Here is a 654-nt window from a genome sequence, read left to right as displayed (position 1 = left end):
CCGGTGCCGCCCATCTACTTCGGCGGTTCGTCGCCCGCCGCGCTGCCCGTCGCGGGGAGGCACGCGGACGTCTACCTCACCTGGGGCGAGCCGCCCGCGCAGGTCGCCGCGAAGATCGCCGCAGTCCGCGAACACGCCGAACAGACCGGGCGCACAGTCCGATTCGGCATCCGGCTGCACGTGATCACCCGCGACACCGCGAGGGAGGCGTGGGCGGTGGCCGACAAGATGCTCGCCGGACTGGACCCCGGAGCGATCGCCGATGCCAGCGCCCGCTTCGCGCGGTCCGAGTCCGAGGGGCAACGCCGAATGGCCGCCCTGCACGGCGGCCGCACCGACTCGCTGGAGATCGCGCCGAACCTGTGGGCCGGCGTCGGACTGGTGCGCGGCGGCGCAGGCACCGCCCTGGTGGGCAGCCACGCCGAGGTCGCGGACCGCATCGAGGAGTACCACGCGCTGGGCCTCGACGAGTTCGTGCTGTCCGGCTACCCACACCTGGAGGAGGCCTACTGGTTCGGGGAGGGCGTGCGCCCCCTCCTGGCCCGGCGCGGTCTGCTCGCGGACGAACGCGCGCTGGTCAGCGCGTAGAACCGGGCCCGACCGGCGACCACCTGGTGGTGCCGATCGTGCCCGGGCGCAGCACGTTCATCGCCG

1 protein-coding gene is annotated in these 654 nt (G+C 74.2%); it reads left to right on the top strand.

Translation table 11 applies throughout. The features are described from left to right. Positions 1 to 588, top strand: a 588-nt coding sequence (locus AC1DQC_RS19910) for an LLM class flavin-dependent oxidoreductase (RefSeq protein WP_477052959.1), incomplete at its 5' end; no start/stop codon positions are given. Between the last annotated feature and the right edge of the window lie 66 nt (positions 589 to 654).

The organism is Cellulomonas sp. P4_H12 (assembly GCF_056400905.1).
The sequence above is the reverse complement of the archived record's forward strand: the minus strand, read 5'-3'. Positions and strand labels throughout refer to the sequence as shown.